This is a genomic window from Pseudomonas sp. MF08875 (assembly GCF_059862525.1).
Genome location: NZ_JCBCUW010000064.1, coordinates 1 through 26,562, shown reverse-complemented (window position 1 = coordinate 26,562; position 26,562 = coordinate 1). Strand labels below are relative to the sequence as shown.

Genomic DNA, 26,562 nt, shown 5'->3' with positions numbered 1-26,562 from the left:
GGCTGAAACCTTGGGCAAGGCCGAGTTGAAGGGTCGCACGTTCGGGGATACTGAGTTCGTGATAGGACATAGTGGCAGCACCGTACCGGAAAGGTCAGGTGTTGCACTCAGTTTTTGCGGCCGCCAAGCATTTATCCAGCCCCCCTATACAACTAACAAACCCACACCCCCGGCAATTTAATGCCTTCAAAACAAGCACAATTGCTACTTATATTACCTCCGTAGTTACAACTAAACTTTGTACATCTACAACACTGCTAGCGAATACCACAGGCGGTATGTGAACTACTCCAGAGTAACCGCCCGATACTGCGCAATAGACGAGCAGTGCTCGGAGCCAAGCACGCGTTTATGGGTTTTAAATGAGCACTGCGAGTGCTGTTTTTTTTCTACGCGACATCACCGAACACATATACATTTCATACAGGGCTTTTCCCCCTTAACACGAGAATCCCCCGCATGCTCATCATCAACGCCCGCTTGCGCCACCACGACGGCCTGCACGTACTGCACCTGGAAAACGGCCTGATCGCCAGCATCGCCCGCCAGGCCGAAGCACCGACCCTCGGCCCCGACGACCTGGACGCCGCCGGCAACCTGGTGGTGCCGCCCTTTGTCGAGCCCCATATCCACCTCGATGCCACGCTGACGGCGGGCGAGCCGCGTTGGAACATGAGCGGCACGCTGTTCGAGGGCATCGAGTGCTGGGGCGAGCGCAAGGCCACCCTGACCTTCGACGACACCCGCAACCGCGCCCACAAAACCCTCCAGGCCCTGGCCGCCCACGGCATCCAGCATGTGCGCACCCATGTGGACGTCACCGACCCGGCGCTGACTGCCCTCAAGGCCTTGCTCCAGGTGCGCGAGGAATGCCGGCACCTAGTGGACCTGCAAATCGTCGCCTTCCCGCAGGAGGGGATCGAGTCTTACCCCAATGGCCGGCAACTGATGGAAGAAGCCGTGCGCCTGGGTGCGGATGTGGTGGGTGGCATTCCCCACTTCGAGTACACCCGCGAGCAAGGCGTGAGTTCGATCAAGTTTCTGATGGACCTGGCCGAGCGCAGCGGCTGCCTGGTGGATGTGCACTGCGACGAAACCGACGACCCGCACTCGCGATTTCTCGAAGTGCTGGCCGAAGAGGCCCGCAGCCGTGGCATGGGTGCACGGGTCACGGCCAGCCACACCACGGCCATGGGCTCCTACGACAATGCCTACTGCGCCAAACTGTTCCGCCTGCTGGGCCATGCCGGCATCAGCTTCGTCTCGTGCCCCACCGAGAGCATCCACTTGCAGGGGCGCTTCGACAGCTTTCCCAAGCGCCGGGGCGTGACCCGCGTCAGTGAGCTGCTCGACGCGGGCATGAACGTATGTTTTGGCCAGGACTCCATCGTCGACCCCTGGTACCCCCTGGGCAACGGCAACATCCTGCGGGTGTTGGAGGCCGGGCTGCACATTTGCCACATGCTCGGCTACCGCAACCTGCAAAGCGCCCTGGACCTGGTTACCGACAACAGCGCCCGGGCCATGGCCCTGGGCGAAGGCTATGGCCTGCACCCCGGGCGCCCGGCCAACCTGCTGATCCTCTCGGCCGACAGCGACTACGAGATGATCCGCAGCCAGGGCCTGGCGCTGTACTCGATCCGTCATGGCCGGGTGTTGATGAAACGCCGCATGGCCGAACTGGAGTGGCCGCAACGGTAGCAGGCGAGCTGGCCCGCACCGGGGTGCAGAGCAGCCCCTCAGCGGTGGAGCGCCCAGAAAGATTTTACGGCCGCGGTGCAACCGAGCGCGGGCCAGCCCACTTGCTCCATGCTCATGTCCAGTGGGCTTTGGTTATTTTGAGGCGGTGAATTAGCACAAAACGATCCCTTTTACCTGTCATTTCTGACAGCAGACAAGCCCCCACCCCCGGCGCAGAGTGAAGCCTGTTCCGGTTAACGGGAGGCTCAACATGAAACGCTCATTGCTCTACTACGCAGCCGCAGCCGCGGCCTGCCTGCTGGCCAGCCTGGCCAACGCTGCCGCCCCCTCCGTGCGCAATGGCGGCGGCGAGGACATCATCCTGCAAGGCTTTCACTGGAACTCCAGCCGCAACAGCCCACAAAAGTGGTACGAGGTGCTCACACGCATGGCACCCGCGATTGGCCAGGACGGTTTCAGCAAAATCTGGCTGCCGCCGCCCTGGACGGACCAATCCAGTTGGAGCGACCCGGCCAAGGGCACCTCGGGCGGCGGTGAGGGCTACTTCTGGCACGACTTCGACAAAAACAGCCAATACGGCACCGACGCCCAACTCAAACAAGCGGTCGCGGCCCTGACCAGCGCCGGCGTGCAAGCGGTGTACGACGTGGTGCCCAACCACAAGAACGACAAGCTCCCGGCCACCCTGGTGCGCTGGCCCCGGGGCTACAAACTGTGGCGCGACGACTGCACGGCGCCTGCACAGTGCGATGAAGGCGACCCGTTCATGAACGGGCTTGCCGACCTCAACACCGCGAGCCCCGAAGTCTCGCCGCGTTTCATGCAGGAATTTCGCAACCTGCGCGACAACTACGCAGCCAAGGGCCTGCGTTTCGATTTCGTACGCGGCTACACGCCAGAACGGGTCGACCTGTGGATGAAGGACTTCAACGACCAGGCGTTTTGCGTGGGCGAATTGTGGAAAAGCCCCGGCGAATACCCGGCCACGGATTGGCGCAACCAGGCCAGTTGGCAGGACGCCCTCAAGGACTGGGCGGATCGCTCCCACTGCGCGGTGTTCGATTTCGCCCTCAAGGAGCGCCTGCAAAATGGCGGTGTAGCCGACTGGCGCCATGGCCTGAACGGCAACCCCGAGGCGGCGTGGCGGCAAACCGCAGTGACCTTCGTCGACAACCACGACACCGGCTACTCCCCTGGCCAGTACGGTGGCCAGCACCATTGGGCATTGCCCGACCTGCTGCGCAACCTGGCCTACACCTACATTCTGCTCAGCCCCGGCACGCCCACCGTGTACTGGCCGGACATGTACGACTGGGGCCGCGGTGACCTGATCCGCAAACTGATAAAGCTGCGCAAGGACGCCGGCATCAAGGCCGACTCGCCCATCCGCTTCCAGGCCCAGTATTCCGGGCTGGTGGCGGCCACCGAGGGCAGCCGCCAGCAGGTGCTGCTGGCCCTGGACTCGGACCTGTCGAAAGTGCCAGAGGGCTTTACCCCGGTACTGGACGCCGACGGGCAGCGCATTCGCGTGTGGCTGGCCGCCCCGGCCACCCCCGGCGCGGCCACCACCCTGCACTGCGACAACGTGCGCCCCGGCCCCGGGCAAGCGGTGTTTGCCGTGGGCGCGCCGTTGGCACTGGGCGCCTGGGACCCGGCCCACGCCATCGCCCTGCAACCGGGCACACAAAACCGCTGGAGCGGCACCGTAACCCTGGCGACGCAACAGAGCATCGAGTGGAAATGCCTGATCCGCAGCCTGAGCAACGTCAACGAGGTGTACTGGCAAGGCGACCCCAACAACCGCGTCGTGCCGGGAGCCACGGCTGAAAGCGTGGGGAGCTTCTAAACAACCTCTGAGGGGGCGGGCTTGTGTGGGAGCAACTGTCTTCCCACTCGCCACCGCCCCCCAGTGCCGCCTTCGCGAGCAGGCTCGCTCCCGCAGAGGAAAATGAAAACCCCACCCCCACCACCGTTCAACTGTGGGAGCGGGCCGGCCCACAATGAGGCCAACCCAGGCGCTGCATCTGCACAACTCGACCCCCGCCACCGCCCGCTTCCACAATAGAGCGGCCACCCACCTGCGCGGCACCACAGGCAGGGTCTTTGCCCTCGCGGCGGTTGGATCGATGTGCAAGGATGGCGCCCTGCCTTTAATCCACCCCGCAATGCCAAGGATTTTCATGACCGCCATCAGCACCCCAGCCCCGGTGATCCCCGGGCGCCTGGAGCAAATGTCCACTCGCCTCGCCTATCTCATCGCCGGTTTCGGCATCGCTGCCTGGGCGCCGTTGGTGCCCTACGCCAAGGCCCGCGCGGCCCTGGATGAAGGCACCCTGGGGTTATTGCTGCTGTGCCTGGGGGTAGGTTCGATCATCGCCATGCCCGTGTCCGGTGCGCTGGCTTCGCGCTATGGCTGCCGGCGGGTGATGGTCGGCGGCACCTTGCTGATCTGCCTGGCGTTACCGTTATTGGCCACAGTGACTTCGCTGCCGTTGCTGATCGCGACGCTGTTTGTGTTCGGCGCCGGGCTCGGTTGCGTGGACTCCACCGTCAACCTGCAAGCGGTGATCGTCGAACGCGCCAGCGGCAAGACCATGATGTCGGGCTTCCACGGCATGTTCAGCCTGGGCGGGATCGTCGGCGCGGCCGGGGTCAGTGCCTTGCTGGGCCTAGGCATGACGCCGCTGGGGGCGATGTGGGTGGTGGTGGCCCTGATCCTGCTGGCCTTGCTCAAGGCCGGCCCGCACATGCTGGCCTATGGCAGTCAAAGCAGCGGCCCGGCCTTCGCCATCCCCCATGGCGTGGTGCTGTTTATCGGTTGCCTGTGCTTTGTGGTGTTTTTGGCCGAAGGCGCGGTGCTGGACTGGAGTGCGGTGTTCCTCACCGCCGAGCGCAACCTGGACGCCGCTTATGCCGGCCTTGGCTATGCGGCGTTTGCCCTGACCATGACCGTGGGGCGCCTGACCGGCGATGCCATCGTGCGCCGCCTCGGCACCACCCGGGTGATTGTGCTGGGCGGGTTGACCGCCGCCGCGGGCCTGTTGCTGGCCACCCTGGCGCCGTCCTGGGAAGCGGCATTGGTGGGCTATGCACTGGTGGGCGCCGGGTGCTCGAACATCGTGCCGGTGCTGTACACCGCGGTGGGCAAGCAAACCCTCATGCCCGAGAGCATCGCCGTACCGGCCATCACCACCCTGGGCTACGCCGGCATCCTCGCCGGCCCGGCGCTGATCGGCTTCGTCGCCCACGCCAGCAGCCTGAGCCTGGCCTTCGGCCTGATCGCCGTGGCGCTACTGGGCGTGGCCATCAGCGGCAAAATCCTCAAGGCCTGAGGCCCCGTGTGCGTCCCTTTGTAGCCAGCAGGCTTGCCCGTGCTAGGGCGGCCGGGCTAGCACCTCAATCCTCCTGGGGCAGTTTGCGAAAACCGACGGCCAGGCGATTCCAGCTGTTGATGGTGGCGATGGCCACGGTCAGGTCGACCATCTCGGCGGGGCTGAATTCGGCGCTCAGTTGCTCGTAGTCGGCCTCCGGGGCGTGGGTCTGGCTAATCAGGGTCACCGATTCGGCCCAGGCCAGGGCGGCGCGCTCGCGGGCGGTGAAGAACGGCGCTTCGCGCCACACCGCCACGGCGTATAGGCGTCGCTCGGTTTCGCCATCCTTGCGAGCATCGGCGGCGTGCATGTCCACGCAAAAGGCGCAGCCGTTGATCTGCGACACCCGCAGGCGGATCAGCTCCAGCAGGTTTTTTTCCAGAGGCAGTTTCGACACCGCGGTTTCCAGGGCCAGCATAGCTTTGAGGGCATTGGGGGATGCGGTGTAGAAATCGATACGCGGTTGCATGTGGGTGGCTCCGTTGAGGATGGGGAGGCGCTACGTTAGCCCCCTGGCGGCCCGGCACAAATAGCCAATGCGGGGGAAGATGAGGGAGCCAATGTGCGCCGCGGGGTAAAAACCTCCAAAAAAACCAACACCATAGACCGCGAGTGAATAACCCCGATGTAAAACCAGCAAAGAGCCTCTAAAAAACTGTCAATTATGACAGTAGCCATTCCCTCACTTGCGCTTTACAACGTTATGTACCCCAAGCCCTATCACACAATAGGCAGACATAATGAACAACCCCATTAAACGCTTCACGCCTTACACCCTGGAAAACCCCGTCTGGTTATTGGCAGCTGACTTGAGAAAAGGCACGTTCCATGATCGGCAGGCCTTGGGGTTCATTCTGCCCGCGGGGGAAAGTATCAACGTGCGGCGCTCAAGCCCCATTGATACCGACCTGATACTCAACTTCTTTAATGATGACAGACGCACCGAGAGTAGCGTCGTTATTACCAGCCAGTGGACCACATTTACCGCCACTCACCCGGCCGTTGTTTTTATCCAGACGCCCTATAGCGCAATTACAGCCGAGATTGAATACACCGTTACCCGCGAAAAACCGCTGCCAATCTACACCCCACAAGGCAATGCCCAGGCTTTCTTCCAAACCTGGGACGAACAGGACGCAGAATTTGCACTTATCCAAACCACTTATGCCAACTTACTCGTACCGGCCTTCGATAAACAGAAAACCAAAGAACTGCACCAAACCTGTGGGCTCGACAGTTTGGAGACGTTCTACACCAGCGTTTTCGAGTACTTCAACTCACTGGCTGGAATATCCTTTACCACCACCGTGCGCACCGACAGAAACATCCCCAACCGTTACTTTATAAAGGCGGATAAAGGCGGTGGCGGGGGGGCCTATTATGGTCACAGCTGGATAGCGCAAGTCAGCCCTTCAATAGCCACCTGCGGCCTGGACGTGCGCCCGGACAACTGGTGCGCCCTGCATGAAATAGCCCACGGCTACCAAGGTGTCTTTATGCAAAACACCACGGTTCCCAGTGGCGAAGTCTGGAACAACGTCTACGCCGCGTATTACCAGCATAAAATGATGGGCAATGAAATTTATGAACGAGGCTGGATGTACGGTGGAAACTCGGAACGCACCTTCGTTGAATTGCAAAACCGCTTAGACAGCAATACGCCCATCACGACATGGCACCATTGGGAGCGGTTGTTTTTCTTCCTATTCATCTTCGACAAGGCGGGGGAGCACGTTATCAGTTTGTTCAACCAGGAATATCGTCGCCTCGTTTCCAAAGACGACTTCAAACTGGCAGATCACCCCATGATGGATGTCATCGCACGCATTTGTGCTACACGGGCAAACGTGGATATCGGCCCCTTCATGGCATTTGTACAGGCGCCACTGTCCTACCGCCTGCGCAACACCAACCTCTACAACAACCTGATACCTGCCTGGCCGCTTTATCGCCTGGTCCCTGCGGCCAGCCTGCGGCAGATCCAGCAGACCCTGCGCCTTAAAACGCCCCTTTCCCTGGTCGATAGCCGCCAGTTGAAAACCACCGACCTCAAAGGCAGCCTGAAGCTCACCATGAATGCCCAGAGTTTCAAGGAAAGCCAAGGCAAAGTGCTGCTGATAAAAGACGGCAGCAACATTTCACGCTTGCAAACGATCACGTCACCTGAGATCCATCTCAATAATTTCCCCATAGGCGTCTATACACTCCTGCATCCCTCTGCACCTCACGCCCGGCGTATAGCCACTTGCAACCATATCGAGGTCCAAGCCCTTGCGGATAACCCTGTGACGCTGGAGTACCAATACTACTTTTCGCCGTCACTGGCATCACAGCGAATATCCCTGAGGGGGCTTTCCGGAGAATTCGCCTCATTAGAGTTCGATATGCAATCGTCAAGCCTGAAAATCAATGTCATCAGTTCCAGGCCACACCCTTATGCACACAACACTATTTACGCGGCAATCACCGTGCAGGACAGAAACGACTTCCTCCTCTTTCACAAAGATATGCCCGGCATTGATACGGTTATCTCCAGCGACGAAATTGCCATTGGCTCCGGATATAAAGTTACTCTTTTTCATCAAGAACCAACACGGTTGGTCAGTACGCCCACAGTACACCCCATCATCAATAAACAATTGCCGACCAATGTATTCGAAATCACACAACAAGGGCTGCGCAACACCAGCCTGAACAATGACCCTGGGGATAACCTCAAAGCCGAAATTGAAAAAACCGCCAATAGCCTGCGCCAGGCCTCACACTTACTGCTGCATCTTGACCTGCCCGTGAGAGATGATCTCTATACCGCAATCGATACATTCACCACATCCGAACGTTTGTCGTTACTTGAACAATACGCTGACTTATGGCCTTCCTACGCAGACACCGGCGGCCCAGTAGTTCCGGGCGGTTATTTCACCTGGCGACAACCGGGCCTCGGCAATTACACATCAGTAAATATCAGTATCGACACCAATGCCGAGACGATCAGTATTGAAACAATAGCGCGCGCGCCACATTCTTATTTGATAGCGATCTATATAGCGGTATGGGTGCGCACCGAAAAAGGGGAAGTTCTGCATTGTCAGGAGTTGCGCGGCGACGCTCTCCCACAAGCGGTTAATGTCACCCTCCCCTTCCAAAAGGGATACACGGTGAGTGTTCTGCACTTGGAGCCGACCCGTAGCGAGTTGATAAATACCGACACTCAAGTCCAATTTGCGGTCAAGCAAATCCATACTGTCCGCGCCATGGGGGACGGAAAACTTCAACTTTGAAGCGTTAGTAGGGGTTCAGCAGGGCCATGGGCTGTACCCAGGGCGAGCATAAAACCCTGCAACTGGCGGACGGCAGCCAAGTGCTGCTCCACAAGGCCGGCGCACTGAACATCGCGTTTTCGTCGGTAGAGCGCCGCATCAGGTTGCAGGACCTCATCACCACCGCCAAGGGCAGCGACCCGCGCCCCTTTGTCGTGCAAACCCCACACAGCACCGCAGGGCTTCGCCCCCTCCCACAGGTAAGGCGCGGCACGGTTCAACCGCGCGTGCGCAGCCACTGCATAAAGCCCTTGCGCGGTGCAGCCTTGGGCACTTCTTTAATCAGGGCCTGGGCGCTGTGCAAACGGTGGTCGAGCATCGCTTGCATGGCTTCGCCGATGTCGCGGCGGGCGTCGAGGCAGGGTTTGAGGTAGGCCTTTTCGATGCGGTAGAGGGTGCAGAAGGTCATGGCGATGAAGTCGGCGGGCACGCCTTCGCCGTCGAGGATGCCGGCTTCGCCGATCACCTCCCCCGGGCCCATGCGCCCGGCCTCGAACGGGGTGCCGTCGCGGCGCAGCACCACCGAGACCACGCCCGACTCGATGATGAACAAGTGGTCGCTGACCTCGCCGCTGGGCAGGATCGTATCGCCGGCGCGGAAGGTGTGCAGGGCCATGTTCTGGCTGAAGGTGTCTTTTTCATCCTGGCGCAGGGTGGAGAAAATGTTCGAGCGTTCCAGCAGTTGCCGTGGCCGCGACAGGCCCGGCGCAGGCGCGTCCGCCTCGGTGGACAAGAGGCTCACGCCGCTGGCCTGCAAATGCCGGTAGGCCAGGTCAAAGAGCAGGTTGCGCACCTCGCGCTTTTGCCCCATGGCGGCGACAAAGCCGCTGATCTCGTACTCCATGCCACTGCTGCTGGCGCTTTTGAGGGCGACGCTGGGCGCCGGTTTGCCGAGTAACTGGCGGCACCCCTGCATCGCCCGTTCGAGGGCTTCGATTACCGTTTGCGGGCGCGCGTGGGGGCTCACTTGCAGGCTGATGGACAGGCCATGCACGTCGCTGGGGCGGCTGAAGTTGATGATCTTGGCCTTGGCGGCCAGGGAGTTGGGGATCACCGCCATGCTGCCCTGGGCGGTTTGCAGGCGCGTGGCGCGCCAATCGATGTCCACGACCCGGCCTTCGGTGCCGTCGATGGAGATCCAGTCATCGATTTGGTAGGGCTTGGTGGTGTTGAGCACGATGCCGGAGAACACGTCACTGAGGGTGCTTTGCAGCGCCAGGCCGACGATGATCGCCACCGCGCCCGAGGTGGCCAGCACGCCTTTGACCGGCAGGTCGAGCACGTAGGCCATGGCGGCGATGATGGCAATCAGGAATATCACCGCGCCGAGCAAATCCTGGAGCAAGCGCCCGGTGTGGCCGACGCGCTGCAACATCAGGGCGCCGAGCAACACGGTGAGGGTGCGGGCACCGTACAGCCACCAGCCAATCAGCAGCCCAGTGGCGGCCACGTGCAAGGCCACGTTATCGGCCCTGGGCGCCGGTTGCATGGGGCTCAGGCCTTCGTTGAACAGTAGGACGCTGAACAAGGCGAAAATCCCCAGGCGCACCGCCAGTTTCCACTGGCTACCCCCGGCGGAAATCAACCGCCACAACAGCAGGTCGACCAGGATCAGGCACAAGGCGATTAGCAGCGGGTGATCGGTGAGCAAGGCAGGCATCAAACGGCTCCAGGGCGGCAATGACGCGAAGATCGCACACATTGGCGAGCAACCCCAGAGCCGTGTGGGAGTGGGCTCGCCCGCTCCCACACGTGGGGCGTTTACTTGCCGTTGGTCAGGGTGTTGTAGCTGGTCATCAGGTTGCGGTAGTCGGGGATGTGGTTGGAGAACAGGGTGCCCAGGCCTTCCACATCGTTGCGCCAGTCGCGGTGCAGTTCGCACGCCAGGCCAAACCAGGTCATCAGTTGCGCGCCGGAGGACGACATGCGGTCCCAGGCCGATTGGCGGGTCAGTTCGTTGAACGTGCCCGAAGCGTCGGTGACCACGAACACCTCAAAGCCTTCGGCCAGGGCCGACAGGGCCGGGAACGCCACGCAGACCTCGGTCACCACGCCCGCGATAATCAGTTGCTTCTTGCCGGTGGCCTTGATCGCCTTGACGAAATCCTCGTTGTCCCAGGCGTTGATCTGGCCCGGGCGGGCGATGTACGGCGCATCCGGGAACAGAGCCTTGAGCTCGGGCACCAGGGGGCCGTTGGGGCCGGTCTCGAAACTGGTGGTGAGGATGGTCGGCAGTTTGAAGTACTTGGCCAGGTCGGCCAGGGCCAGGACGTTGTTCTTGAAACGGTCCGGGTCGATGTCCCGTACCAGCGACAGCAGGCCGGCTTGATGGTCCACCAACAGAACGGCGGCGTTGTCTTTGTCCAGGCGCTTGTAAGAGGTAGTCATTGCAGTAGTCCTCGCGAGGTAAAAGTACCGGCGGCATGCCGGCACCGGGGTGTCTGGATCAGCGCTGGGAGTCCAGCACTTCGTGATCGGTGGCCACTTGCTGGGCCTTGAGGTAGCTCTCGATCAGCAACTGGTAGTGCGGCATGGCCTGGGCATAGACCGCGGCCCATGCCTGCGCATCGGGGCGGTTCCACGAACCTTGCAGCTCAGAGAGCGTAGCCATGATGTCGATCGGCACCACCCCGGCCTGGGCCAAACGGGCGATGGTCAGATCGGTGGCCAAGGTGGAATGGTTGCCCGAGGCATCGACCACGGCGAACACCTTGTAGCCTTCATGCACGGCGGCAATGGCGGGAAACGCCAGGCACACGCTGGTCAGGGTGCCGGCGATCACCAGGGTTTTCTTGCCGGTGGCCTTGACCGCCGCGTGGAACTGGGGGTTGTCCCAGGCGTTGATTTCACCTTTGCGCGCCACGTATTGGGCGTGGGGCGCCTCTTGGTGGATCTCGGGGATCAGCGGCCCGTTCGGCCCCTGGGGCACCGAAGCGGTGGTGATGACCGGCATCTTCAACAAGGTGGCGGCCTTGGCCAGTGCGATGGCGTTGGCGCGCAGTTGCGGTACGTCCATGTCCTTGACGATCTGGAACAGGCCACTCTGGTGGTCGATCAGCAGCATCGCCGTGTCGTTGGGGTCGATGGTGGGCTTGAGGCCGTTGAAATTGGCCGCGTGGGTCGTGGTGTTCATCAGCGTTTCCTCTTTTCTGTGGGCAACAGCCGTCCCTGGCCGGTGTCATGGCCTGCCGATCCTGAGCAGGGTTGCGGGGTTGCGGGGTTGCGCTTAGGGGTGCATCTGGCCAAAACGGCCGGATTGGAAGTCGGCGAAAGCCTGGTGGATTTCTGCCTCTCTGTTCATCACGAACGGGCCGTGGCCGACGATGGGTTCGTCGATCGGCTCGCCGCTGAGCAACAGCACCACCGCATCGCTGCTGGCCTCCAGGGCCAACTGGTCGCCGACGCGCTCGAACAGGGCCAACTGGCCTTCGCGCACTAACTCCAGGCCATTGACCTGCACCGTGCCGCGCAGCACCACCAACGCGGTATTGCGCCCTTCGTGCAGGTCCAGGGTGACCGCTTTGCCGGCAGTGAGGCGCAGGTCCCAAACATCGATTGGGGTGAAGGTGCGCGCCGGCCCGGTGCGGCCGTCGAACTCACCGGCGATCAAACGCAGGCTGCCGGCACCGTCCTTGAGGGCAAGGGTGGGAATGTCGCCGTCAAGAATGGTCTGGTAGCCGGGCTCGGCCATTTTGTCCGTGGCCGGCAGGTTGACCCACAACTGCACCATTTCCAGGGTGCCGCCGCGTTGAGCGAAGGCTTCGGAATGGAATTCCTCGTGCAGGATCCCTGACGCGGCAGTCATCCACTGCACATCGCCCGGGCCAATGATGCCGCCGGCGCCGGTGGAGTCGCGGTGCTCCACTTCGCCTTTGTAGACGATGGTCACGGTTTCAAAACCGCGGTGCGGGTGTTGGCCGACGCCACGGCGCTGGCTGGTGGGGGTGAATTCGGCTGGGCCGGCGTGGTCCAGCAGCAGGAATGGGCTGATGTGCTTGCCCAGGTTGTCGTAGGAAAACAGGGTACGAACCGGGAAACCATCGCCCACCCAATGGCCTCGTGGGCTGGTGTAGATACCGATGATGTTTTTCATGGTGCCTCCAAAAAGGGGTGAGTGACGCGATGGACAAAGGTTAATTGCGTCACCTTTGCTGCGCTAGACTGCGAAAATCACTCTTAGCGTTCTATTTGGAGAACGATGGTGGAAGACCTCAACACCCTCTACTACTTCACCGAAGTGGTCGAACACGGTGGCTTCGCCGCCGCCGGACGGGCGCTGGACATGCCCAAGTCCAAGCTCAGCCGACGCATCGCCCAGCTTGAAGAACGCCTGGGGGTGCGCCTGATCCACCGCAACAGCCGGCATTGTTCGCTGACGGAAATCGGCCAGGCTTACTACCAGCGTTGCCTGGCCATGCGCGTGGAAGCCGAAGCCGCCGCCGAGGTGATCGAACGCAACCGCGCCGAACCCCAGGGCCTGGTGCGCATCAGCTGCCCCACGGCACTGCTCAACACCTGGGTGGGGCCGATGCTCAGCCGCTACATGGTCAAGTACCCGCGGGTGGAGGTATTCATCGAGAGCACCAACCGCCGCGTGGACTTGCTCCACGAGGGCTTCGACATCGCCCTGCGGGTGCGTTTCCCGCCCCTGGACAGCACTGACATGGTGATGAAAGTGCTGGGCAACAGCACCCAATGCCTGGTGGGCAGCCCCCTGTTTCTGGAGCAACTGTCGTCGCCCGCCTCCCCTGCCGACCTTAGCGGCCTGCCGAGCCTGCACTGGGGCGCCGCGCAACGGGAATACCACTGGGAACTCTACGGCCCGCAGGACGCCAGCGCGGTGATTCGCCATCACCCACGCCTGGTCACCGACGACCTGATCGCCCTGCGCACCGCCGTGCTAGCGGGCATCGGCATCGTCCATTTGCCCCAGGTGGTGGTGCGCGACGACCTCGCGGCCGGCACCCTGGTGCAACTGGTGCCGGGCTGGGCGCCCAAGTGCGGCATCGTCCATGCGATCTTCCCTTCGCGCCGTGGCCTGCTGCCGTCGGTGCGTAGCCTGATCGACTTTCTCGGCGAAGAGTTCACCCATGCCGATATTGCTTAAATACGCTGGCAGGAGCCTGGCGTGCCAGCGCTGGCGGCGAATGGCTCGCTCCCACTTGAAGAATTGACCTCACGCCTGGGCTTGGAGGTAGCGATCCAGGCGCGCCATGGCCTGTTGCAGGTCAGCCACCGCCAGGGCCAGAGCGGGGTTGTCCTGGGTGGCGGTGGCTTCCAGTTGTTCGCAGCAGGCCATCAGCCGCCGCGCCTTGACGATACGCGCACCGCCCTTGATGCGGTGGGCCAGCTCCCGCAGGCCCAGCAGGTCGCGCGCCGCGTAGAGGGTGCCCAGGTTCAGCAGGTCCTGGCGGTTGCTCGACCCTAGGTCATCGAGCAAGTGTTCGATCAGGCTGCGGTCGGCGCCGACATACTGCTCCAGGCTCGACAGGTCAATTTCCGGCGCCTCTTCGGGCTCGGGCTCCGCCACCGCCGCCTCCACCGACACCCGCGCCAGGCGCACGCGCAGGTCTGCCAGGAGGATGGGCTTGAACAGACAATCGTCCATGCCTGCCTCCATACAGCGGATTTTTTCCTGAGCCTGGGCATTGGCGGTGAAGCCGAAGATCAGCCCCGGCGCCCGGCCCCGGGCCTGCTCTTCGTGGCGCAAGGCGCGGGTCAGGTCGTAGCCATCCATCTGCGGCATATGGCAATCGGTAATCACGACATCGAAGGGGTGCGCGCGCCACAGTTCCAGGCCCTGCTCGCCGTCCTCGGCGAGCATCACGCGATGGCCCAGGTAGGCCAACTGACGTGACAGCAGCAGGCGATTGGCCGGGTAGTCGTCCACCACCAGGATGCTCAGGGACGGTCCCGCCGCTGCTGGCTCAACGACCGCTGGCGGTGTTTCGTCCAAGGGTTGCAAGGCCGGCACGTCGAGGCTGACATCGATGCGCGTGCCCTTGCCCACGACACTGTGCAATTGCAGGCGCCCGCCCATCATTTCGCACAGCGAACGGCTTATCACCAGGCCCAGGCCCGAGCCGCTGCGAGCCGACTGTGTGTGGTTGCCGGCCTGGGTGAACGGGCTGAACAGCCGCTGCTGGTCCTGAGCGCTGATGCCCACCCCGGTGTCCTCCACCCGCAGGGCAATAGCCACGTGGTCGGGGCTCGCGGTCGGCTCGATGCGGGTGCTCAGGCGCACCTCGCCGCTGTGGGTGAACTTGATGGCGTTGCTCAGCAGGTTGGACACGACCTGCTTGAACCGCAGCGGGTCGATCAGCACTTCGCGGTCGCTGCGCGGGTCGATGTCCAGCACCAGGCGCAGGTGTTTGTCCCGCGCCAGGCCCTCGAACACCCGGGCCACGGCCTCCACCAATTGGCGCAGGTTGGCGCGTTCGGGGGTGAGGGTCAGGTGCCCCGATTCGATGCGCGCCACATCCAGAATGTCGCCGATCAAATCGAGCAAGTCATGGGCGGCGCCCGACGCCACTTCAATGGCAAAGCCATCGCTCTGGCCCTGCTCGGCTTTTTTCGCCGCCAGCTCCAGCATGCCAATCAAGGCATTCATCGGCGTGCGAATTTCATGGCTCATGGTGGCCAGGAACACGGTCTTGGCACGGTTCGCATCGTCGGCGGCTTCCTTGGCCTGTTGCAGTTGCTGCAACAGTTGCTGGCGCTTGCGGATCAGGTGGCGCTGGTAGGCGATCCAGCCCAACGCCAGCAGCAACAAGATCGCAGCCACGGTAAAACCCTGGAAGATCGCCGTGCGGTTGCGCAGCCAATAGCTGTCTTGCACCGTGACTTCGTTGCGCCAGCGGCTGGTCAATTCGTCCATTTCCTCGGGAGGAATGCTCAGCAGGGCCTTGTTCAGGATCGAGTGCAACTCAATGGCCGAACGCGCGGTGGCGAAGGTCACCCGCGCCGGTTCCGTGCCCACGGTGCTGGTGATATGCAGGCGTTCGCGATAGCGCCCCGAGATCATGTAGCGTGCGGTGATGAGCGAGTTGAGCGCGGCGTCGGCGCGCCCGCTGGCCACTTGCTCCATGGCCTCGGCCGGGCTCTGCGCGTCAATCAACTCAATGCCTGGCGCACCCGCTTCGATCAGTTCGGTAAAGCCATTGCCCGGCACCATCGCCAGGCGCTTACCGGCCATGTCATCCAGGGTTTGGGGGCTGCCGGGCTTGTCGGGAGACACCAGCACAAAGGGGTTAATCAGGTACGGGCGGGTGAAGCGCAAATCGGCGCCGCGCTCCAGGCTGGGGGTGATGACGGCCATCAGGTCCACCGCGCCGTCCTTGATCTGCTGGATTTGCGCCCCCAGGGAGCGACCCCTTACCACTTCGAATTTGAGCCCGGTGCGCAGGCTGATTCGCGCCAGCACCTGGGCGCTGAGGCCGCGAAACTCCCCTTTTTCATCGATGAACGACAAGGGCAGGAAGTCGTCGATGACCGCCACGCGGATCTTGGGGTGCTGGGCCAGCCAGCGTTGTTCGCTGGTGCTGAACTGCAAGCCCTGGCGCGCGGTGAAACTGGTACCGCCACCGCTCCAGCGGCGCAGGATGGTCATGCGCTCGCCCGGGGAAATGGCCCGCAGGGCCGCATTGACAATGCCTTGCAGGCGCGTGTTGTCGCGGGCCATGGCAAAGGCGAAGGGGTTGCTTTCCAGGCGCGAGAAATCCGCCAGCTGCACGTTGTTCAGGTAGTTGTTGTTTATCAGGTAATTGGCGCTGATGGAGTCGCCCAAATAAACATCGGCCTGGCCGAACGCCACGGCGCCGATGGCGCTCAGGGTCGAGGGGTACAGTTGCAAGCTGGCCAGGGGATAGAAGTCGCGCACGGCCTGGTGCGGCAGGTAATGGTCGAGCATCGCCACGCGCTTGCCCGCCAGGTTAGCCGGCAGCTCGCGGGTATCGCCCTGGCGGGTGACCAGGGTCGGCGCGTCATCGGCGTAGGTGTTGGACATGCACAACTGCGGATCGGCGGCCTCAAAACCGTTGGCCGTGCCGAGCAAATCCACGTCGCCGCGCTTGAGGGCCGCGATGACCGCGTCGCGGGACTCATAGCGCTGCACCTCGATGGGGATATTGAGTAACTGCGCCAGCAGGTCGGCGTAGTCGGCGCTCAGGCCTTCGTAGTCGTGCTGGTTGAGGGTCAGGTCAAAGGGTGGGTAGTCCGGCGCCGAAGCCCCCAAGCGCAGCACGCCCTTTTCCCGTAGCCAGCGGCGGTCGGCGGCGTCCAGGTCGACCCGGTAGTCCTGGACCATGGAGCGGCCCAGCAAGTGCAGCGACTGCGGCTCGGCCGCCGTCGCCAGGCCAGGCATCACAGCCCCTAGCAGCATCAGGGCCAGCAGTGCACAACGCACCGGGCGCATCACCTAGATGAGGTCATTACGCCTGGCGAAATCGCGCAAGTGGACCAACGACTCCACCTTGAGCTTTTCGGTCAGGCGATGTTTGTAGGTACTGACCGTCTTGGGGCTCAGCAGCAGAGTTTCAGCGATGTCCTTGTTGTTCATGCCTTGGGCCAGGCGTTGCAGGATCGCCAGTTCGCGGTCCGACAACTGCTCGATCAACTCATGCTCCGAATGCTGCACCTGGCCTATGTGCACCGAGCTGCTGGGCAAGCGGGGAAAGAAGGTGTAGCCGGCCATGATCGCGCTGATGGCCTTGTCCAGCTCCACCAAGTCATGGGTCTTGGCGATGTAGCCCAAGGCACCGTTGCGCATGCAGCGCGAGGAATAAAAGGTCGGATCGTGGGCGGTGTACACCAACGCCCGGCTCGGTAGCTCCAGTGCCTGGAGGCGTTGCAACAGGCCCAGCCCATCAAGCTTGGGCATCGCGATATCGAGCACGACCAGCTCGGGGCGCTCCTCGCGGGCCAAGGTCAGCGCCTCGGCACCGTTGCCGGCCTCAAGGACCACCTCGAACCCATGGCGTTGCAGCAGCATCTTGACTGCTGCGCGAATGACCGGGTGATCGTCAACGACCAGTGCTTTCTTCATGTGAACTCCTAAAAACAAACACCGGGTACCTGCACCTAAGCCGCGACCACCCGCTGCGGCACCGGGGCTGCCCCATCACTCATACACCAGGAATCGGGGCTCGCCTACCTGTCAGAAGTACCAGTTCAGACGAGTGGTCATCCTGCCCTGACGCCCGCCCGGCAAGGGCTGCGCATCAATTAAGGGTGGGGATTACAAAAGAAGGGATCACCGCGATGCGGTGCGCCGGGGTATGGCCGCGTCGGGCCACTGCTCGACGAACGCTGCTGGGTCGACCCGCCGCATCAGGCTTTGCAGGGCCTCGAGTTCAGGACGCCGGGCACTGCTGACCTGCACCCGGCTGCGCAACAGCGAACCGACCTGGGCGAAGCGCCCGTGGCGGTCATGGTAGATGCAGGCATGGCGGACTTGCGGGTTGTCTGCGCACAAGGCCAGCGGATCGAAGTCGACGCTCAATGTCGCGCTGACAAGCACCAAGTCGAACGGCTCGCCCCCATACTCCACCAGCGTCAGCAGTTCCTGAACCGAGTGCACAGGGGCAATGCGGAAATATCCCAGGTAATTGAGCGAGCGCTCCATTTGCATGCGATGAAAATGCTGCTCATCGGCGATCAGAATGCGTAACGCTTTATTCAACATCTTCGAGTAACCATGGGGTGGCATTTTGGCAAGGCCATGATGGCCCGCCGCAGAGAACCCGAAGGCTATGCGAGAGAAAACCCGTTTGATGTAGGAGTATTCCAAAAAATCGACAGGAACAATCCCATGCCGATCTTCAGCTCAGCCGCGCTGCCCGTGCATTCGCAGGCGCGCGCGCCAATGTTTCATAGCGTTGACGATAGATTGACCACCAAGCTGCCGGCAGATGGCGCGGCCAGGCATTGAGCAAGCGCAGCCGCTCGCGATACTCGTTTACCAACGGGAAGCCTGACCGAAACAACGGATCGAGGATGGCAGTTTAGTGGCTTCTAATTTATAGTGATTCTCATGTAGATTTAAAGCGCTGTCAGCCTTCCCCCTGCCAATACCCTGAGAAAGTCGGCCACGGACGGTTGCGCCCCCCTTCAATTCCCGCTGTGTTCTCTCGTCGTACTGACAGCTGCGGCGCCGGTTGCCCTCAACCGCGCCCACGCGGGTGTCATGGCGGGCAAAGAGCGGCAACGGGTTGACTCTCTCTGGCTGGAACCCTGCATGAAACGCCATCGACGCACCCGCCACGCCCTGCTCGCCACGCTCCTGCTGATCCCCGCCATCGCCGCTGCCACCTGGGCCTTGCTACCACCGGGGCGAGACAAACTGAGCACCGTGCAGGTCACCCGCGGCGACCTGGAAAACAGCGTCACCGCCCTAGGCACCCTGCAACCACGGCGCTACGTGGACGTCGGCGCCCAAGCCTCGGGGCAGATCAAAAAGATCCATGTCGACGTCGGCGATGCGGTCGAGCAAGGCCAATTGCTGGTGGAAATCGACCCCGCCACCCAACAGGCCAAACTCGACGCCAGCCGCTTCTCCGTGCAAAACCTGCAAGCCCAGTTGCAGGAACAACAGGCGCAGAACGAACTGGCCAAACAGAAATACCAGCGCCAGCAACACCTCGCCGCCGGCGGCGCCACCCGCGAAGAAGACGTGCAAACCGCCCGCGCCGAACTCAAGGCCACCCAGGCGCGCATCGACATGTTCCGCGCGCAGATCCGCCAGGCCCAGGCCAGCCTGCGCAGCGACGAAGCCGAGCTGGGCTACACGCGCATCTACGCGCCGATGGCCGGCACGGTGGTGGCCCTGGACGCCCGCGCCGGCCAGACCCTCAACGCCCAGCAGCAGACGCCGTTGATCCTGCGCATCGCCAAGCTGTCGCCGATGACCGTGTGGGCCGAGGTCTCGGAGGCCGACATCGGCCACGTCAAACCCGGTATGCACGCCTACTTCACCACCCTCAGCGGCGGCACGCGGCGCTGGACCAGTACCGTGCGCCAAGTGCTGCCGGTACCGCCCATGCCCCTGGACCAGACCGGCCAGGGCGGCGGCAGCCCCAACAGCAGCAGCAAAAGCGGCAGTGGCCGCGTGGTGCTCTACACCGTGCTGCTGGACGTGGACAACGGCGACAACGCGCTGATGGCGCAAATGACCACCCAGGTATTCTTCGTCGCCAGCCGCGCCCACAACGTCCTCACCGCACCGATTGCGGCCCTGGACAGCCTGCCCGGCAGCGACCGCCAAAGCGCCCGGGTCGTCGCCGCCAACGGCCAGGTGCAGACCCGCCCGGTGCGCACCGGCATCAGCGATCGCCTGCGGGTGGAAATCCGCGAAGGCCTGGACGAAGGCGAACACCTTCTCATCGGCCCCGCTACCGGCAGCGGAGGCTGAATGCACACGCCCCTGATCGACCTGCGCGATATCCGCAAAGCCTACGGCGGCAACGACACGCCCCTGGTCGAAGTGCTGCGCGGCATCGACATGCGCATCCACGCCGGGGAATTCGTCGCCATCGTCGGCGCCTCCGGCTCCGGCAAATCCACCCTGATGAACATCCTCGGCTGCCTCGACCGGCCCACCTCGGGCGAGTACCGCTTCGCCGGGGAAAACGTGGCCCACCTGAGCAGCGACGAACTCGCCTGGCTGCGCCGCGAGGCCTTCGGCTTCGTGTTCCAGGGCTATCACCTGATCCCCTCGGCCTCGGCCCAGGAGAACGTCGAAATGCCGGCCATCTACGCCGGCACACCCGCCGCCGAACGCCACGCCCGCGCCAGCACCCTGCTCGAACGCCTGGGCCTGGCCACGCGCACCGGCAACCGCCCGCACCAGTTATCCGGCGGCCAGCAGCAACGGGTGTCCATCGCCCGGGCGCTGATGAACGGCGGCCACATCATCCTCGCCGACGAACCCACCGGCGCCCTCGACAGCCACAGCGGCGCCGAGGTCATGCGCCTGCTGGACGAACTGGCGAGCCAGGGCCACGTGGTCATCCTCATCACCCACGACCGCGAAGTCGCGGCCCGGGCCAAGCGCATCATCGAAATCCGCGACGGTCTGATTATCAGCGACAGCGCCGCCGACCAACCGCCCACTCCCGTCAACCGTGGCGCACTGCAAGCAGTGGACCTGCGCAAACGCCTGAGCGAAGGCAGCGAAGCCAACGGCGCCTGGAAAGGCGAACTGCTCGACGCCGTGCAAGCCGCATGGCGGGTGATGTGGATCAACCGCTTTCGCACCGCCCTGACCCTGCTGGGCATTGTCATTGGCGTCGCCTCGGTGGTGGTCATGCTCGCTGTGGGCGAAGGCAGCAAACGCCAGGTGATGGCGCAGATGGGCGCCTTCGGCTCCAACATCATTTACCTCAGTGGCCTGTCGCCCAACCCGCGCACGCCCGCCGGCATCGTCAGCCTCAACGACGTCGCCGCGCTCAAGGCCCTGCCCCAGGTCAACATGATAATGCCGGTCAACGGCGCCGAAGCCGGCGTGCGCTACGGCAATGTCGACCACACCAGCTACGTGGGCGGCAACGACACCCACTTCCCGGCCATCTTCAACTGGCCGGTGGTGCAAGGCAGCTACTTCACTCAGGCCGACGAAGACCGCGCCGCCGCCGTCGCCGTGATCGGCAAAAAAGTGCGGGACAAACTGCTCAAGGGCATCGCCGACCCCATCGGCCAGTACATCCTGATCGAAAACGTACCCTTCCAAGTGGTCGGCGTGCTCGCGGAAAAAGGCGCCAGCTCCGGCGAGCAGGACGCCGACGACCGCATCGCCGTGCCCTACTCCGCCGCCAGTATCCGCTTGTTCGGCACCCAGAACCCGGAGTACGTGGTGATCGCCGCCGCCGACGCGCGCAAGGTCAAGGAAGCCGAAGCCGCCATCGACCAGGTGATGCTGCGCATGCACAACGGCAAGCGCGACTACGAGTTAACCAACAACGCCGCCATGATCCAGGCCGAAGCGCGCACGCAAAACACCCTGTCGCTGATGCTCGGTTCCATTGCGGCGATTTCCCTGCTGGTGGGCGGCATCGGCGTGATGAACATCATGCTCATGACCGTGCGCGAACGCACCCGCGAGATCGGCATCCGCATGGCCACCGGCGCGCGCCAGCGCGACATCCTGCGCCAGTTTCTCACCGAAGCGGTGATGCTCTCGGTGGTCGGCGGCCTCACCGGCATCGCCCTGGCGCTGCTGATCGGCGGTGCCCTGGTGCTGGCCGAAGTGGCGGTGGCCTTCTCCCTGCCCGCCGTGCTCGGCGCCTTCAGTTGCGCCCTGATAACCGGCGTGGTGTTCGGCTTTATGCCAGCGCGCAAAGCGGCCCGGCTCGACCCGGTCACGGCCCTTACCAGTGAATGAGTTCCCGATGAAAGCGCACCTCACGCTCCTCGCCGCCGCCCTGCTGCTCGGCGCCTGCACCCACCCGGCGCCACGCCCGGGCAGCGGCCTGCCGACCCCGCACGCTTGGCAATCGGCCACGGCCCAGGCCAGCAGCCAGGACAACCGCCAATGGTGGCAAGGGTTCTCCAGCCCCCGGCTCAACCAATTGATCGCACAGGCGCAACAGGGCAGCTACGACGTCGCCGCCGCCAAGGCGCGGGTGCGCCAGGCCCAGGCGCAAGCGGTGATCGCCGGCGCCGCGCTGCTGCCGCAACTGGACGCCGACCTCAAGGCCGGGCGCAGCAAACTGATCCACGGCAACCGTGGCGATGACAGCCGCAGCGCCAGTGCCAACAGTTTCAGCGCCAACCTCAGCGCCAGCTACGAGGTGGATTTCTGGGGCGCTAACGCCGCGGCCCGCGACAGCGCCCTGAGCCGCGTGCAGGCCAGCGAGTTCGACCACGCCACCGTCGAGCTGACCCTGCTTTCCAGCGTCGCCGACCGCTATGCCCAAGTCCTCGCGGCGCGGGAGCAACAGCAGATCGCCGCGCTGAACCTGGCCAATGCGCACAGCGTCCTCAACCTGGTGCAAACCCGCTACAACTCAGGCTCGGCCACCGCCCTGGAACTGGCCCAGCAAAACAGCTTGGTGGCTGCCCAGCAGCGGCAACTGCCGCAGTTGCACCAACAGGCCGAAGACGCCCGCATCACCCTCGCCGCGCTGCTGGGCCAACCCGTGCAAAGCCTGGGCGCAGACAGCGAAACCTTCGCCCACCTGAGCTGGCCGGGCATCGACGCCGGCATGCCCAGCGACCTGCTCACCCGCCGCCCCGACATCGCCCGCGCCGAAGCCTTGCTCGCCGCCGCCCAGGGCGACGTGCGCGTGGCCCGCGCCGCGCTGCTGCCCAAACTGACCCTGGGCGCCAGCCTGGGCTCCTCGGCCGACCACGCCGCCGACACCCTGCGTAACCCGCTCTACAGCCTGACCTCGGGCCTGGTCGCGCCGGTGTTCAACAACGGCCGCCTGCGCGCCGAACGCGACCGCGCCAGTGCCGTGCAGGACGAACTGCTGCAAAGCTATCGCGGCGCGATCATCAACGGCCTGGCCGACGTCGAAAAAGCCCTCAACAGCATCGACGGCCTCGACCAGCAACGCCAATGGCAGGAAGAAGAACTGCGCCAGGCCCAAACCGCGTTTCGCATCGCGCAAAGCCGCTACCAGGCCGGCGCCGAAGACCTGCTGAGCGTCCTCGACGCCCAACGCACCCTCTACAGCGCCCAGGACTTCAACGTGCAACTGCGCCTGCAACGGATGCAGGCCAGCATCGCCCTGTACAAAGCGTTAGGCGGGGGCTGGCGCAAGTACGACACGAACCTGTAGCCACTTGTCGGCGGCTTCGCCCTCGCGTGCGCCTGCGCCCCTCGACACAGCAACCTCAACGCAACGGCGCAAGCCACCGGGCAAACGCCCCGCCCAGCGCCTCCAGGTGCTGCGCGGCGACATCGATCAGCGCCAAGGCGTCATGGTCCTCGTCAAACACACTTGCTCATTGGTGTTGGCCCAACTGTGCAAAGCCTTGCACTGCACCTCAGTGCGCTTGCTCGCCCGCCAACGCCAGTAATGCTGCATCTGCGTGTGCATGCGGCTTTCAGCTGTAGGGGCTTGCTCGTACATATCATTCAAGGTGACCTGCGACAGCAGGCTGCTGAGTCGGCCAGGCCCACGGAAGCCACGGTATCGAACAGGCCAAGAAAACGCAGGTTCACCTTGGCTTCACCAATCACCCCACCGCAGAACCTTTGCACCCAATTGCAAAACACCCGCGCCTCGGCGGCGCCACGGGAGAAGCCGACAGGTGCGTTGGGGTAATGCGCGGGCGCTCGTATTGCACGGCGTTTATCAACCGTTTGTTGATAACGCAAAAAAACGCCGTAGTTCCTTATCTTCGGAGGCGTGACGAAAGTGCACTTGGGTAACGATGGCCGGGCTATCCAGCCCGCTCCCTTCAGGATGAACCGGCAGCACGATGTAAGCGTGAAATAGGGTTTTGGTCATGATCGCCTTGCCGATGCGATGGATCAGGCGCTTGCTGATAACGTTTTCCACTTTCCCCTGGCTTTCACCCGGGAAGGCACGGGTTAATTTGAGCCCCATGCCTGCACCTTTCTGGATGGTGATAGAGGGGTCCAGCGGATCTCCTTTCACGTCCTCGCCAAAATCAGGGCAGGCGCGAAACGTCCATGCCCGCAGCGCTGGCTTGAAGGCGCTTATGCGCACGGGGGCGTCTTCTGCAGTAGCACGCTGCGGTGTCTCACTTAACGGCGCTTGATTGACGCAGCGATGGTGTCGGCCATTTTCTTTAGTTCATCTTTGCCAATAGTCGGTTTGCCGTCGGGTGCATCCTCGGAGTTTTGCATTACGTAGAGCAGCAAGTTGGGAGTGTCTTCCTTGGCGTCAGGGTCGCCTTTGACGTAGGCGATATAGCCGTAGTCCAGTGTCTGCGGTAAACACCCGGCGGCCTTCTTTTCGGCTTTGGAGAAGTATTGGTCGTCCCATGAGCATTCGTATTTTGAGGAACGTGTGGGGCGGGTTATTTCGACAAAAGTGGATTGACCTTTATAGCCACCGATTTGGACTGAGGGGAATTTACGAAAGCCGAGTGCTTGGTATTTCACACCGCCCCAATCGGGACGTTCCCAAAATGCGCGGAGTTCTTGTTCTACAGAGGCATTTTCTTCTTTTTTAAAGTTTTCATTGAATAGTGCGCTTTGATCGCGGAAAAGGATTTTTACGTCAGGATGATCTTTCAGGCGCATGATAGTGCCCATGCTGCGTTTCTGTGGACGGTCGTCCTTGACGAAACCGTAGGGCACGCAAACCCCCTGCTCTGTAGGCAATTCATAAAGAGCCCGCGCGCGAAAGTTTCGCAATACGTACATGTAGTCGGATCTGGCCTTTGCTTCGTCAGGCTCGCTTTCCTCTATGGGTTTTTGGTACGCGTAAATGCGTCCGGACTCATAGATAAATACAGCGCCGATGTTATATTTGCCGCTCTTATAAAAGTAATTAATTGAATCACTGTTGCTGTATTCCAATATATTTATGGAGGGGTCGGTTTTCATGCGTAGTTTCAAATCCTCCATTAGGTTTTCTTTTTGCTCTTTGATTTTTAAAAAACTGCTTTCTGGGAGCTGTGAAGACGTATGAATCCATCCCCCCAAGTAATTTGAGTCCTCATAAAATTCATATCTACCTGCATCGAGTGCGTGGCGTAATTTACTTGGATCTGGGCCGCCTCTAGCGATCCCTACGTCTATCTCGCCGGGAACACTTACTTGAAAATACCCTACGCACTCAGTCTTCCAATCCCCAGGAATCGCTTGCGTCTTTGCTTGAAGCGCAAAGGAAATGTTTCCTAATAAACAGGCCATTAATATTTTTTTGACAAGCTTCATCCGCGGAACTCCGAATTATTTTTTGAAAGTGATGCGATTTGCTTTTCAGTCTGCTGAATATCCAATGATTCGCTGGTTACGGACTCCGCAGGGGTAGTTTGAGTCATCAAGGCATGGTGGAACTTCATATTGTTATTCTCATATTTTGTCCACGTTATCGGGTAGGCGGTGATGAAGCCGGATATCTCGTTCAGTCGTGGGAGGATGTCAACGTCATATTGCGCAGCGTTCCAAAATTCAGGTTCAAAGGGCATCAGATCTTTTTTTGCTTTATTCAACTCAATTGCGGAGCGCCCAACAGTTTTTTGATCCAGGCCTGTGTTAATTACAGGCCAGATGGAGGCTGGGTAATAGCTGCCACCCTTACCAGAATAATTATTTCTCGGAATAAATTTAAAAACCGCCTCATAATGCTCAGCATTACGCTTGGCCACCGCCTGTATCGCCTTCCAACTATCCGGATGCCCAGGTTTTTCAATAGCTTCCTTCAACTCATCAGCCGGGCGTACACCGCTGCTGATGCCAAATAACTTGTTCCACACGCCCTTGCGCAACTCATGAGCAAAGGTCCGTGTCGGTTGAGGGTGGCCATTACCCAGAAAGTCTTTGCGCTCCACCTCCAAGTCCATCACCAATACCGCCAGTTCCGAATCGCGGCCACCCAGCAAACTACGGTCGTTGATATTGGCGCTGCCAATCAGCGCGTAGCGGTCATCGACAATCATCAATTTGCTATGGACATAAATTTGTTCAGTCACATAGCGGTCGTATAACTTTGTCCAATTGCGCAAATTCAGCAGGGTGACGTATTCAAAGCACTCTTCATCGGTTGCGTCGGGTACCTCCTCAAAATCTTTTTTGCCGACGAGTTGTTGAATATCCGCAACCGTCCTTTCCATCACGGCGGCACACTCTGATTGTGTGATTCGGTCCGCCTCATACAGGCGCCCTAGTTTTAAATACGCTTTAATTCCGTTCAGCAGACTTTGTTCACCAAAGGCAATGGTCTGTTGCGTAAAGTGCACTTGGGTAACGATGGCCGGGTTGTCTAGCCCGCCCCCTTCAGGATGAACCGGCAGCACGATATAAGCGTGAAACAGGGTTTTGGTCATGATCGCCTTGCCGATGCGATGGATCAGGCGCTTGCTGATAACGTTTTCCACTTTCCCCTGGCTTTCACCCGGGAAGGCACGGGTTAATTTGGGCCCCATGCCTGCACTTTTCTGGATGGTGATAGAGGGTTCCTGCGGTTTTTCCTTCACTTCCCGCCCAAAGTCACTGACAAAAAACTGCTGTTCGATATAAACGTAGTGCTTGG

At 61.8% G+C, this 26,562-nt stretch carries 21 protein-coding genes and 1 pseudogene; 10 read left to right on the top strand and 12 right to left on the bottom strand.

Translation table 11 applies throughout. The features are described from left to right. The 4 genes from AC19YT_RS25485 to AC19YT_RS25470 form a co-directional block, all read left to right on the top strand. Positions 1-181, top strand: a 181-nt coding sequence (locus AC19YT_RS25485) for a hypothetical protein (RefSeq protein WP_500611240.1), incomplete at its 5' end; no start/stop codon positions are given. Positions 182-459: 278 nt separating this feature from the next. Beyond that, positions 460-1,701 carry a cytosine deaminase gene (gene codA / locus AC19YT_RS25480; RefSeq protein WP_095110993.1) on the top strand — a complete coding sequence of 414 codons (1,242 nt, stop codon included), beginning with the start codon at positions 460-462 and terminating at the stop codon, positions 1,699-1,701. A gap of 250 nt (positions 1,702-1,951) precedes the next feature. Further along, the gene (locus AC19YT_RS25475) at positions 1,952-3,547 is read left to right on the top strand and encodes a glucan 1,4-alpha-maltotetraohydrolase domain-containing protein (RefSeq protein WP_500611239.1); all 1,596 of its coding nucleotides are present in this window, start codon (positions 1,952-1,954) and stop codon (positions 3,545-3,547) included. Positions 3,548-3,881: 334 nt separating this feature from the next. Continuing rightward, complete coding sequence (locus AC19YT_RS25470) at positions 3,882-5,033, top strand: MFS transporter (RefSeq protein ID WP_500599331.1); 1,152 nt, start codon at positions 3,882-3,884, stop codon at positions 5,031-5,033. A gap of 64 nt (positions 5,034-5,097) precedes the next feature. Here the strand turns inward: AC19YT_RS25470 and AC19YT_RS25465 are convergent, their stop codons facing one another. After that, on the bottom strand, positions 5,098-5,541 hold the full coding sequence (locus AC19YT_RS25465) for a carboxymuconolactone decarboxylase family protein (RefSeq protein WP_500599329.1): 444 nt from the start codon (positions 5,539-5,541) through the stop codon (positions 5,098-5,100). Positions 5,542-5,812: 271 nt separating this feature from the next. Between AC19YT_RS25465 and AC19YT_RS25460 the strand changes: the two genes are divergently transcribed. Continuing rightward, a complete protein-coding gene (locus AC19YT_RS25460) occupies positions 5,813-8,353 on the top strand; it encodes a putative mucin/carbohydrate-binding domain-containing protein (RefSeq protein WP_500611238.1) in 2,541 nt (846 codons plus the stop codon). Between the two features lie 256 nt (positions 8,354-8,609). Here the strand turns inward: AC19YT_RS25460 and AC19YT_RS25455 are convergent, their stop codons facing one another. The 4 genes from AC19YT_RS25455 to AC19YT_RS25440 form a co-directional block, all read right to left on the bottom strand. Beyond that, the gene (locus AC19YT_RS25455; RefSeq protein ID WP_500611237.1) at positions 8,610-10,052 is read right to left on the bottom strand and encodes a mechanosensitive ion channel domain-containing protein; all 1,443 of its coding nucleotides are present in this window, start codon (positions 10,050-10,052) and stop codon (positions 8,610-8,612) included. A 101-nt stretch (positions 10,053-10,153) separates the two neighbouring features. Further along, on the bottom strand, positions 10,154-10,780 hold the full coding sequence (ycaC, locus tag AC19YT_RS25450; protein WP_095110998.1) for an isochorismate family cysteine hydrolase YcaC: 627 nt from the start codon (positions 10,778-10,780) through the stop codon (positions 10,154-10,156). Between the two features lie 58 nt (positions 10,781-10,838). After that, entirely contained in the window at positions 10,839-11,525 is a 687-nt protein-coding gene (locus AC19YT_RS25445) for an isochorismatase family protein (RefSeq protein ID WP_095110999.1), read from the bottom strand. A 93-nt stretch (positions 11,526-11,618) separates the two neighbouring features. Beyond that, entirely contained in the window at positions 11,619-12,485 is an 867-nt protein-coding gene (locus AC19YT_RS25440) for a pirin family protein (RefSeq protein ID WP_500611236.1), read from the bottom strand. 105 nt (positions 12,486-12,590) lie between these two features. On the opposite strand from AC19YT_RS25440, the gene AC19YT_RS25435 reads away from it, so the two are divergent. Next, a complete protein-coding gene (locus AC19YT_RS25435) occupies positions 12,591-13,499 on the top strand; it encodes a LysR family transcriptional regulator (RefSeq protein WP_500600383.1) in 909 nt (302 codons plus the stop codon). A gap of 69 nt (positions 13,500-13,568) precedes the next feature. Here the strand turns inward: AC19YT_RS25435 and AC19YT_RS25430 are convergent, their stop codons facing one another. From AC19YT_RS25430 to AC19YT_RS25420, 3 genes are all read right to left on the bottom strand, one after another. Beyond that, positions 13,569-16,805 (bottom strand): transporter substrate-binding domain-containing protein, encoded by a 3,237-nt coding sequence (locus AC19YT_RS25430; protein WP_500611235.1) that lies wholly within the window; start codon positions 16,803-16,805, stop codon positions 13,569-13,571. A gap of 3 nt (positions 16,806-16,808) precedes the next feature. Next, positions 16,809-17,435: a response regulator transcription factor gene (locus AC19YT_RS25425; protein ID WP_095111003.1), complete on the bottom strand. Its 627-nt coding sequence runs from the start codon at positions 17,433-17,435 to the stop codon at positions 16,809-16,811. Between the two features lie 207 nt (positions 17,436-17,642). After that, on the bottom strand, positions 17,643-18,074 hold the full coding sequence (locus tag AC19YT_RS25420; protein ID WP_500600364.1) for a response regulator: 432 nt from the start codon (positions 18,072-18,074) through the stop codon (positions 17,643-17,645). A 12-nt stretch (positions 18,075-18,086) separates the two neighbouring features. Between AC19YT_RS25420 and AC19YT_RS25415 the strand changes: the two genes are divergently transcribed. From AC19YT_RS25415 to AC19YT_RS25400, 4 genes are all read left to right on the top strand, one after another. Beyond that, positions 18,087-18,320 (top strand): hypothetical protein, encoded by a 234-nt coding sequence (locus AC19YT_RS25415; protein WP_500611234.1) that lies wholly within the window; start codon positions 18,087-18,089, stop codon positions 18,318-18,320. A gap of 306 nt (positions 18,321-18,626) precedes the next feature. Further along, a complete protein-coding gene (locus AC19YT_RS25410) occupies positions 18,627-19,799 on the top strand; it encodes an efflux RND transporter periplasmic adaptor subunit (protein ID WP_095111004.1) in 1,173 nt (390 codons plus the stop codon). Then, complete coding sequence (locus AC19YT_RS25405; protein WP_500611233.1) at positions 19,800-21,767, top strand: MacB family efflux pump subunit; 1,968 nt, start codon at positions 19,800-19,802, stop codon at positions 21,765-21,767. A 7-nt stretch (positions 21,768-21,774) separates the two neighbouring features. Beyond that, positions 21,775-23,169, top strand: coding sequence for an efflux transporter outer membrane subunit (locus AC19YT_RS25400; protein WP_500611232.1), 1,395 nt, complete (start codon positions 21,775-21,777; stop codon positions 23,167-23,169). 298 nt (positions 23,170-23,467) lie between these two features. Here the strand turns inward: AC19YT_RS25400 and AC19YT_RS25395 are convergent. From AC19YT_RS25395 to AC19YT_RS25380, 4 genes and pseudogenes are all read right to left on the bottom strand, one after another. Beyond that, positions 23,468-23,543, bottom strand: a pseudogene (locus AC19YT_RS25395) (hypothetical protein); the annotation flags it as partial. A 145-nt stretch (positions 23,544-23,688) separates the two neighbouring features. After that, positions 23,689-24,066: a hypothetical protein gene (locus AC19YT_RS25390; RefSeq protein ID WP_500611231.1), complete on the bottom strand. Its 378-nt coding sequence runs from the start codon at positions 24,064-24,066 to the stop codon at positions 23,689-23,691. A gap of 38 nt (positions 24,067-24,104) precedes the next feature. After that, positions 24,105-25,244, bottom strand: a complete 1,140-nt coding sequence (locus AC19YT_RS25385; RefSeq protein ID WP_500611230.1) for a T6SS immunity protein Tli4 family protein — start codon at positions 25,242-25,244, stop codon at positions 24,105-24,107. Then, positions 25,241-26,562: phospholipase D-like domain-containing protein (locus AC19YT_RS25380; RefSeq protein ID WP_500611229.1), on the bottom strand; the 1,322-nt coding region annotated here is incomplete at its 5' end. The genes AC19YT_RS25385 and AC19YT_RS25380, both read right to left, overlap by 4 nt.

What these genes read in the sequence shown, in the direction of transcription:
- AC19YT_RS25465 (WP_500599329.1), bottom strand. Translation starts at nt 5,541, where the DNA reads ATGCAACCGCGTATCGATTTCTACACCGCATCCCCCAATGCCCTCAAA.
- AC19YT_RS25435 (WP_500600383.1), top strand. Translation starts at nt 12,591, where the DNA reads ATGGTGGAAGACCTCAACACCCTCTACTACTTCACCGAAGTGGTCGAA.
- AC19YT_RS25400 (WP_500611232.1), top strand. Translation starts at nt 21,775, where the DNA reads ATGAAAGCGCACCTCACGCTCCTCGCCGCCGCCCTGCTGCTCGGCGCC.
- AC19YT_RS25405 (WP_500611233.1), top strand. Translation starts at nt 19,800, where the DNA reads ATGCACACGCCCCTGATCGACCTGCGCGATATCCGCAAAGCCTACGGC.
- AC19YT_RS25460 (WP_500611238.1), top strand. Translation starts at nt 5,813, where the DNA reads ATGAACAACCCCATTAAACGCTTCACGCCTTACACCCTGGAAAACCCC.
- AC19YT_RS25410 (WP_095111004.1), top strand. Translation starts at nt 18,627, where the DNA reads ATGAAACGCCATCGACGCACCCGCCACGCCCTGCTCGCCACGCTCCTG.
- codA (WP_095110993.1), top strand. Translation starts at nt 460, where the DNA reads ATGCTCATCATCAACGCCCGCTTGCGCCACCACGACGGCCTGCACGTA.
- AC19YT_RS25430 (WP_500611235.1), bottom strand. Translation starts at nt 16,805, where the DNA reads ATGCGCCCGGTGCGTTGTGCACTGCTGGCCCTGATGCTGCTAGGGGCT.
- AC19YT_RS25445 (WP_095110999.1), bottom strand. Translation starts at nt 11,525, where the DNA reads ATGAACACCACGACCCACGCGGCCAATTTCAACGGCCTCAAGCCCACC.
- AC19YT_RS25420 (WP_500600364.1), bottom strand. Translation starts at nt 18,074, where the DNA reads ATGTTGAATAAAGCGTTACGCATTCTGATCGCCGATGAGCAGCATTTT.
- AC19YT_RS25475 (WP_500611239.1), top strand. Translation starts at nt 1,952, where the DNA reads ATGAAACGCTCATTGCTCTACTACGCAGCCGCAGCCGCGGCCTGCCTG.
- AC19YT_RS25470 (WP_500599331.1), top strand. Translation starts at nt 3,882, where the DNA reads ATGACCGCCATCAGCACCCCAGCCCCGGTGATCCCCGGGCGCCTGGAG.
- ycaC (WP_095110998.1), bottom strand. Translation starts at nt 10,780, where the DNA reads ATGACTACCTCTTACAAGCGCCTGGACAAAGACAACGCCGCCGTTCTG.
- AC19YT_RS25415 (WP_500611234.1), top strand. Translation starts at nt 18,087, where the DNA reads ATGGGGTGGCATTTTGGCAAGGCCATGATGGCCCGCCGCAGAGAACCC.
- AC19YT_RS25385 (WP_500611230.1), bottom strand. Translation starts at nt 25,244, where the DNA reads ATGAAGCTTGTCAAAAAAATATTAATGGCCTGTTTATTAGGAAACATT.
- AC19YT_RS25440 (WP_500611236.1), bottom strand. Translation starts at nt 12,485, where the DNA reads ATGAAAAACATCATCGGTATCTACACCAGCCCACGAGGCCATTGGGTG.
- AC19YT_RS25455 (WP_500611237.1), bottom strand. Translation starts at nt 10,052, where the DNA reads ATGCCTGCCTTGCTCACCGATCACCCGCTGCTAATCGCCTTGTGCCTG.
- AC19YT_RS25425 (WP_095111003.1), bottom strand. Translation starts at nt 17,435, where the DNA reads ATGAAGAAAGCACTGGTCGTTGACGATCACCCGGTCATTCGCGCAGCA.